This is a genomic window from Bifidobacterium intestinale (assembly GCF_023656765.1).
In the GTDB taxonomy this organism is placed as follows: domain Bacteria; phylum Actinomycetota; class Actinomycetes; order Actinomycetales; family Bifidobacteriaceae; genus Bifidobacterium; species Bifidobacterium hominis.
In genome coordinates, this window is sequence record NZ_JAMOKR010000002.1 from 441,032 (window position 1) to 448,464 (window position 7,433).

Below are 7,433 nucleotides of genomic sequence, written 5' to 3' on the forward strand. Positions count from 1 at the left end.
TGTTTCCGCGTGTTGGAAGTGGGGTCTGCATGGATCGGCGTGACGATACGTTGGCATCATTGGGCGAGGCAAACGATCAGTTGATGGCCAAGAACCATGCGCTGGCCAAGGCATTGAACCGCGCCACTCAGGAGCTCACCAAAGCCAAAGCGCAACTGAACCAGTTGGCCGGTCCTCCCATGACCTTTGCCACCATGGTGCGCGTGTATTCCGCTCGAACGGACGAACAGGGTGTACAGCGTGCCAGCGCCGAAGTGATTTCCGGTACGCGACGCATGATTGTGCCGGTTGCGGCGAATGTGCAGGCGTCCAGGCTTGAGGCGGGACGTACCGTGCTGCTCAACGAAAACATGGTGGTGGTTTCGCAGGCTGACACCGACACGTTGGGTGCAGTGCGTACGGTGAAGCAGGTTATTGATGATGGACGATTACTGGTAGCCGACAATGGCGGTAATGTTGCATTGGTCCGCCGTTCGGGCACGTTGGCGAAGGCTGTGATCAATGTGGCCGATCGTGTTACGGTCGATTCGTCCATGCGATTCGCGTTTGCGCTGGTTCCCGCGCAGAATGATGCTGATCTGGTGCTTGAGGAAGTGCCGGATGTCACGTTTGCCGACATTGGCGGTTTGGACGAGCAGATCGAACGCATTCGCGATGCCGTGCAAATGCCGTTCCTGCATCGTGAACTGTTTGAACGGTATGATTTGAAGCCACCGAAAGGTGTGCTGCTGTATGGGCCTCCGGGCAATGGCAAAACCTTGATCGCCAAGGCCGTAGCCAATGCGCTTGCCGAAGGCGCGGCCGGCGGCAGGGGTGTGTTTCTGTCGGTGAAGGGGCCGGAACTGCTCAATAAGTTCGTGGGCGAGTCGGAACGGTTGATCCGCATGATTTTCAAGCGTGCGCGCGAACGTGCCGCGGAAGGCAAGCCGGTGATTGTGTTCATCGATGAGATGGATTCGTTGCTGCGCACGCGTGGATCTGGAGTGTCATCGGACGTGGAAACAACCATTGTTCCGCAATTTTTGGCCGAACTTGACGGTGTGGAAACGCTTGACAATGTTATGGTGATTGGCGCATCGAACCGTATCGACATGATTGATCCAGCCGTGCTTCGCCCTGGACGTTTGGACGTGAAGATTCGTGTGGAACGTCCGAAATTGGCACAGGCGGCGCAGATCATCCGCCATTATCTGACCGATGACCTGCCGCTGGCGCCGGGACTGGATGCGAAGGCCCTGATTGGCGTGCTGGTCAACGACATTTATGCCAACGACGAACATCGGCATCTGTGCGATGTGCGTGATGAGCATGGCCAATGGCATCCGGTATATCTGGCAGATGTGGTGTCTGGAGCGGTGTTGAAGAACATTGTGGATCGTGCCAAAACCCGCGCCGTGAAGATCTCCATTGAGGATGGCCAGCCCGCGGCGATCGGTGTCGACTTGCTGGCCAAAGCAGTCGACGAGGAATTCATGGAAACCCAAGATGCGGTGCTGGATGCCGATCCGGAGCAGTGGAGCCGCATCAACGGTTTGGATGCCGGGCATGTGACCAGCATCCGCCAGGTGGCGTAATGCCGTCGAACAATGTGAAAACAGACGAAAGGAAGTCATATCGATGAGCGTTCGTCGAATTATGGGCACGGAAACCGAATATGCGGTCTCGGCGCCGAAACTTGGGCATTACAATCCCGTGCAATTGTCGTTTGACGTGGTTGGGGCCGCGGCGAACGAACGAACTAAGCATATCCGCTGGGATTATCGGCAGGAAGACCCCATCAACGACGCGCGAGGCACCAGACTGGAACGCGCCGCGGCACATCCCGACCTGCTTACCGACGCGCCGCAACTCAACATCACCAACGTGATCGCAGCCAATGGCGGACGTGTGTATGTGGATCATGCGCATCCGGAATACTCGTCTCCCGAAACCAATGATCCTTTTGATGCCGTGCTCTATGACCATGCCGGAGACTGCATCATGCGCGTCTGCGCACGCAAAGCCAGCGAACAGACCGGCACCGCAATCGTGCTGCATCGCAATAACGTCGACGGCAAAGGCGCAAGCTGGGGCACTCACGAAAACTACATGATGCTGCGTTCGGTGCCATTCAACCAGGTTGCGAAACTCATGACGGCCCATTTTGTGGCGAGGCAGATCTTCACGGGATCAGGTCGCGTCGGCATTGGCGAGCGGAGCGAAACCACAGGCTACCAGCTCAGCCAACGTGCCGACTACTTCCATATGAAAGTCGGTTTGCAGACCACGTTCGACAGGCCGATCATCAACACGCGGGACGAATCGCATAGCACCGACGAATATCGCAGACTGCATGTGATTGTCGGCGACGCAAACCGTATGGATGTGCCGCAAGCGCTGAAGCTTGGCACCACCAGCATGCTGCTTTGGCTGCTTGAACATGCCGAAGAGGCGGGATTGAACATGGATGAGGCCTTGAAGCCGGTCACTCTTGCCGATCCGGTGCACGCCATGCATGAGGTGTCGCACGATCTTACATTGGGTGCCGCGTTGCCGCTGGAATACGGCGGCGAAACCACGGCATGGCAGATCGAAGTCACATTGCGTTCCCTGGTGTATGCCGCCTCGGCCGTGGTGTATGGGACCGATGCGTCTGGCGAACCGGCGTGGCCGGACCGCTCCACCCGCAACATCATGGTGATGTGGGGGCAGGCGCTCGCCGATGTGGCGGCCATTCGCCATGCCGACGATGATATGCGACTTGCGATGCGTGGGGAAGCTTCCCGTGTCGAATGGCTGTTGAAATGGCAGTTGTTGGAGAAGCTGCGGCGTAAGATCGGCTCTGGCTGGGATGATGCGCGCATCGCGGCCGTTGATTTGAAATGGGCTGCGATCGATCCCGTCGATTCGATTTTCGATCGGTTGCGTGACCAAACGGAACGTCTGGTCACGGACGAGCAGTTGGAACAGGCTTCGGTTGAAGCGCCATCGGCTACTCGTGCGTGGTTGCGTGCTGAGATTATTCGTCGCTTCCCCGAGCAGGTCGTGGCTGCGTCATGGTCTCATCTCACCGTGCGTCATCGAACGATTGGTGATAATACCGTGGAGAATCCGATGGTCTCATTGGATATGTCAGACCCTCTGAAATATAGCAAATCTCAATGTTCTGGCTATTGTGAACGTGTCCAAGATGCGGCATCGATTTTGGAAATGTTACGGTGAAATGCTATCTGTGCGGGTAACATTGCCATCAATTGGTCGCGAAGAACGACCATTGGCAACAGGTAACATCATCCCGGTATTTTGAGGAGAGGACGTGCCGGGACTGTACAGAGGAAACGAAAAGGCATATCTATGGAACTGAGGCAAATCGCCCTCGAAGTCGCACGCATCCTGCAGGACGCAGGCAAGCATGCGTTGAGCGACCAGACGAATCCGCGCGACATGAGAAAACTGGAAGCGTCCGAAGACTGCTTCCACTTCACTTCAAACACCGACGAGCGCCTACAGCAGTTCATCAGCAACCGTCTGACCTATGTCGACGTGTTCGATGGCTTCTGGCAGCTGAGGCCGGAGCAGTGTTATCCCGGCCAACGATACTGGTGCGTGGGCGGCATCGACGGCGTGATCAATTTCGCACGCAACATGCCGGAATGGACCATCACCGTGACATTATTCGAATTCAACGACCGGTGCTCCGCACAGCCGATTCTTTCGGTCGTGCACGCTCCGGCGTTGGGATTGACGTATCTTGCGGTGCGTGGATCCGGCGCGATCCGTATTCGCAGGACCCCGCTGGGAGACAAACGCGAGAAAATCATTCCTTCAACCGCCTCATCCCTCGATGGTTCGGTGGTGAGTTTCGGCATGTCCCCGGTATCGTCCGAATCGCAGCGCGCGCTCGATGTGGTGGCGAAGATCGCCGGGCGTCCTGCCGATATTAAACGTGTCGGCCCGGCGTCCCTTGATTTGTGCAAGGTGGCCGACGGCACGTACGACGCGTATTTCGAACCGCACTTGCATGAGTGGGACGTGCCTGCCGTGTCCGCCGGTGCCATGGTGATTTGGGAGGCTCAAGGCCATCTGACCCAGTGGAACGGCGAAGGCGTTCACTGGCGTCAGGAGAACGATGTGGTGGCCACCAACGGCCTGATCACCAACGATCTGAGCCAGTATTTGGCATAGCGTTGCATGCTGCGCCACACCTGATATAAGGTGTGGCGCAGTGTTTTTTGTAGATTTGCAACCGGGAGTTACAGGGAGGAACGTCATGCCTCAGGAATTTGAACAGGCTCAATCCGCATCCGCAGGTCAAGAGGTGGGTGACATTGTCGAATCCGCCGGTGTGCAAGTCGACGAAACCACTGATGCGTTGGATGCCGTGCTTGACGATATCGAATCGGTGCTCGAGTCCAATGCCGAGGAATACGTCGGTAGTTTCGTGCAAAAAGGCGGCGAGTGATGCCACAGCTGCGAGACAGCGGCAATCATTCCTCGTCTCCGCTTGATGCGGGAACGTTGCGTGAGGTTCATTCTTTCGCTCGTATTTTCGGCATTGAAACCGAATATGGCGTCAGTGTGACTGGCGCGGATGCGCCATGCGACGCCAGCCAGACGGCAATGATGATGTTCCAGCCGATCGTTGCCTCCGCGCGATCGACCAATACGTATATTGAAAACGGTTCGCGACTGTATCTTGATGTCGGCTCGCATCCCGAATACGCCACGTCCGAGGCCTGCGATCCCATGGATGCTCTGGCTGTGGATGCGGCTGGCGAACTGGTGATGCGTGACCTTGCGCAGGATGCCCAGCAGAGGCTCCGTTCCACTCACGGGGCGCATGCCACAGTGCATGTGTTCAAAAACAACGTGGATTCCGCGGGGCATTCGTTCGGATGCCATGAAAACTACTTGGTACGACGTTTTGTACCGTTGGAAGTCATCGAACACGAATTGCTGCCGTTTCTTATCACGCGTCAGGTGTTCACTGGCGCAGGCAGGGTGACGGAATCGGGTTTCCAGATCACGCAGCGCGCCGATTTTCTGGATGAGGCCGTTTCGTCGGCCACCACAAGATCGCGTCCAATGGTCAACACCAGGGACGAACCGCACGCTGATCCCGACGCTTTCCGGAGACTACATGTGATCATCGGCGATTCAAATCGTTCCCAATGGGCCACGATGATGAAGCTTGCCACCACGCATCTGGTGTTGTGTGTCATTGAACAGGCGGGGCGTGAAGGGCATGAATCGGGATTCTCACGTTTCGCGTTCACGGATCCCGGCGCTGCCAATCGTGCAGTCAGCCATGATCTGAGCGGCGTGAATGCGTCGTTTGACATGGCCGACGGATCGACGTTGCAGGGTGGTGCCGTAGCCATGCAGGAACGTTATCTGCAGACTGTGGAACAGTTCGTGGATGAGCATCCGGAAGTGGCTTCGTCGTTGCCTCGCACCGATGTGCACGATGTGATTCGTCTGTGGCGCAATGCGTTGGAAACATTCCGTTCCGGCAATGTGGATGCCTTGAGCGGCAAGGTGGACTGGGTGTGCAAGCATCGCCTGTTCGAAGCGCTGCGTACCCGTTCCGGTGGGAAGGTTGCACAGTGTAAATTGGAGCAACTGGATTTGGATTATCATGACGTGGCCAACGGCACGTTGTATGACTCGTTGCTTCGTCGTGGGGCTTTGTGTTCATTGATTGGCGATCGGCAGGCTCAGAAGGCCCGCACCACGCCTCCGGCAGATACACGTGCCGCATTGCGTGGCAGGTTTGTCTGCGCGGCCAAGGCGTATGGCGCGCAGTATTCCTGCGATTGGACCAGGTTGTCGTTGCAGACGCCGCAGAAGATGGACATGGTCTTGCTCGATCCATTTCAATGTGAAGGGAACGAGGATTTCCAGGCCATGCTTGATGCTTTGGCATAGATGGTCTGCATGCATCTACGAGAGTGGGGCACGGTCGAGGTTTATGGACCGTGCCCCACTCTCGTATTCGTGTTCCGCTATTTCGTTACGTGATTCTAAAGCGGTTAGTGTCGTTTTAGACCGATTCAAGTCAGGCTTCACCGCGGTATTTCGCCATCATCTGCGATTGCAGCTGCTGCGCGCTTGGCGGCGTCCATGTAATGGCGTCCGCACCCGCTTCGATGGTAGCGAGAATGCGTTCTTCGGAACCGCCTCCTGATGCGAGAATCGGGATTTCCGGGTGATGCATGCGGATGCTTGCCACAACCTGAGCGGTGCGTGCGCCTGCCGCCACATTGATGATAGCCGCGCCGGCAAGGATCTTGCATTCGGTGATCTCATCGTCTTCTGTGACTGTGGCGATGACTGGAATGTCAACCATCAACATGGTGGTCTCGATGGTTTCCGCAGGAGCTGGCGCATTGATGACAACGCCTGCCGCGCCTTGCATTTCGGCTACCATAGCCAATTCGGCCACACGTGGACCTGTGGTGGTGCCACCGCCCACGCCCACGAACAACGGCATTTGGGCTACAGTGAGCAGCGCTTGTGTGATAACCGGCTCGCCGGTGAACGGGTAGACGGCGAGAATGGCGTTGGCATTGGTGTTGCGAATAATCACGGCATCGGTGGTATAGGCGAACGATTTGAGAGTATGGCCTTTGACTGTGATGCCGCCGCAATGCTGCGATATGACTTCGGGCACTCGCGCATTGGGGGAGGAGAGACGACCTTCGACGCGCGCGGTTCCATAACGGGTGCGTGACACGTGAGGCGTCACGGAATGCTGTTCCACGGCCACGGCCTCACTTGGAGCGAATAGGGATCGTTTGCCGATACGAATTGGTTTGGGGTCGTTTGCCTCGGGAGTGGCCTCCTGCTCGTCGCTCATTCCCGCACCTCCGTGTCTGTGTGATTCAGCATAAGAAATTCATGGATGGCTTTGCGTCGTTCCGCGTACTCTTCGTCGAGGAGTCTGGTGTCGGTGTTGTCGATGATACGCCGCAGAAGTTCGCTGAGAGTGGAAAGCTCCTCTTCGTTCAGACAGTCAAGCATATGCGCTGCCGTGCCTGATGATTTTGGAAGCTGCTGTAGTGGCGCCACGCCCCGACGGGCCGCTTCGACGTTGCGTACCCGTGTCGCGGCGCGAAGCACGCTCTGTGTGCGCGTCGCCTTGAGCTTAGTGTGCAGTATCAAGATGTTGAGTTCGTGCAGTTGGTTGATGACTTCTTTGCGTTGGTCGGTCATGAGATTCCCCATCTATATGGACACGATGTCTAATATGCATAGTCTAGCGCAGAATCAACCTGAGAAACGGTTGCATGCGGGAATCAGAAAAAACAGATGCCCCGACCATCGTGAACTGAACCGCACCCCGATTGTTGGACTGAAGAAATTCAGATTCGATGATCGGAGGTGCGGTTCTTTCGTATGCGTGAGGATCGAAGGAGACGTTACGACGACGGGTTCCGCCGCGAGGCGCTGGA

At 56.7% G+C, this 7,433-nt stretch carries 8 protein-coding genes; 5 read left to right on the forward strand and 3 right to left on the reverse strand.

The genetic code is table 11. The features are described from left to right. Window positions 1-29 precede the first annotated feature (29 nt). From arc to pafA, 5 genes are all read left to right on the forward strand, one after another. On the forward strand, window positions 30-1,574 hold the full coding sequence (gene arc / locus NBH13_RS04740; RefSeq protein ID WP_099570795.1) for a proteasome ATPase: 1,545 nt from the start codon (window positions 30-32) through the stop codon (window positions 1,572-1,574). A gap of 43 nt (window positions 1,575-1,617) precedes the next feature. After that, window positions 1,618-3,201: a depupylase/deamidase Dop gene (dop, locus tag NBH13_RS04745; RefSeq protein WP_180753648.1), complete on the forward strand. Its 1,584-nt coding sequence runs from the start codon at window positions 1,618-1,620 to the stop codon at window positions 3,199-3,201. 132 nt (window positions 3,202-3,333) lie between these two features. Then, window positions 3,334-4,164, forward strand: coding sequence for an inositol monophosphatase family protein (locus tag NBH13_RS04750; protein WP_099570793.1), 831 nt, complete (start codon window positions 3,334-3,336; stop codon window positions 4,162-4,164). An 85-nt stretch (window positions 4,165-4,249) separates the two neighbouring features. Next, window positions 4,250-4,441, forward strand: a complete 192-nt coding sequence (locus tag NBH13_RS04755; protein WP_099570792.1) for a ubiquitin-like protein Pup — start codon at window positions 4,250-4,252, stop codon at window positions 4,439-4,441. Next, window positions 4,441-5,907, forward strand: a complete 1,467-nt coding sequence (gene pafA / locus NBH13_RS04760; protein WP_099570791.1) for a Pup--protein ligase — start codon at window positions 4,441-4,443, stop codon at window positions 5,905-5,907. Before NBH13_RS04755 ends, pafA begins: the two co-directional genes overlap by 1 nt. A 130-nt stretch (window positions 5,908-6,037) precedes the next feature. Here the strand turns inward: pafA and NBH13_RS04765 are convergent, their stop codons facing one another. The 3 genes from NBH13_RS04765 to NBH13_RS04775 form a co-directional block, all read right to left on the reverse strand. Then, on the reverse strand, window positions 6,038-6,838 hold the full coding sequence (locus tag NBH13_RS04765; RefSeq protein WP_099570790.1) for a dioxygenase: 801 nt from the start codon (window positions 6,836-6,838) through the stop codon (window positions 6,038-6,040). After that, window positions 6,835-7,194, reverse strand: coding sequence for a MarR family transcriptional regulator (locus NBH13_RS04770; protein ID WP_099570789.1), 360 nt, complete (start codon window positions 7,192-7,194; stop codon window positions 6,835-6,837). The genes NBH13_RS04765 and NBH13_RS04770 overlap by 4 nt, the downstream gene beginning before the upstream one ends. Before the next feature lie 43 nt (window positions 7,195-7,237). Next, on the reverse strand, window positions 7,238-7,433 hold a 196-nt coding region (locus tag NBH13_RS04775), incomplete at its 5' end, for a hypothetical protein (RefSeq protein WP_250779136.1).

Excerpts from the sequence above, each read along its gene's own strand:
- NBH13_RS04765 (WP_099570790.1), bottom strand. The coding sequence starts at position 6,838 with ATGAGCGACGAGCAGGAGGCCACTCCCGAGGCAAACGACCCCAAACCA.
- NBH13_RS04750 (WP_099570793.1), top strand. The coding sequence starts at position 3,334 with ATGGAACTGAGGCAAATCGCCCTCGAAGTCGCACGCATCCTGCAGGAC.
- NBH13_RS04770 (WP_099570789.1), bottom strand. The coding sequence starts at position 7,194 with ATGACCGACCAACGCAAAGAAGTCATCAACCAACTGCACGAACTCAAC.
- NBH13_RS04755 (WP_099570792.1), top strand. The coding sequence starts at position 4,250 with ATGCCTCAGGAATTTGAACAGGCTCAATCCGCATCCGCAGGTCAAGAG.
- pafA (WP_099570791.1), top strand. The coding sequence starts at position 4,441 with ATGCCACAGCTGCGAGACAGCGGCAATCATTCCTCGTCTCCGCTTGAT.
- arc (WP_099570795.1), top strand. The coding sequence starts at position 30 with ATGGATCGGCGTGACGATACGTTGGCATCATTGGGCGAGGCAAACGAT.
- dop (WP_180753648.1), top strand. The coding sequence starts at position 1,618 with ATGAGCGTTCGTCGAATTATGGGCACGGAAACCGAATATGCGGTCTCG.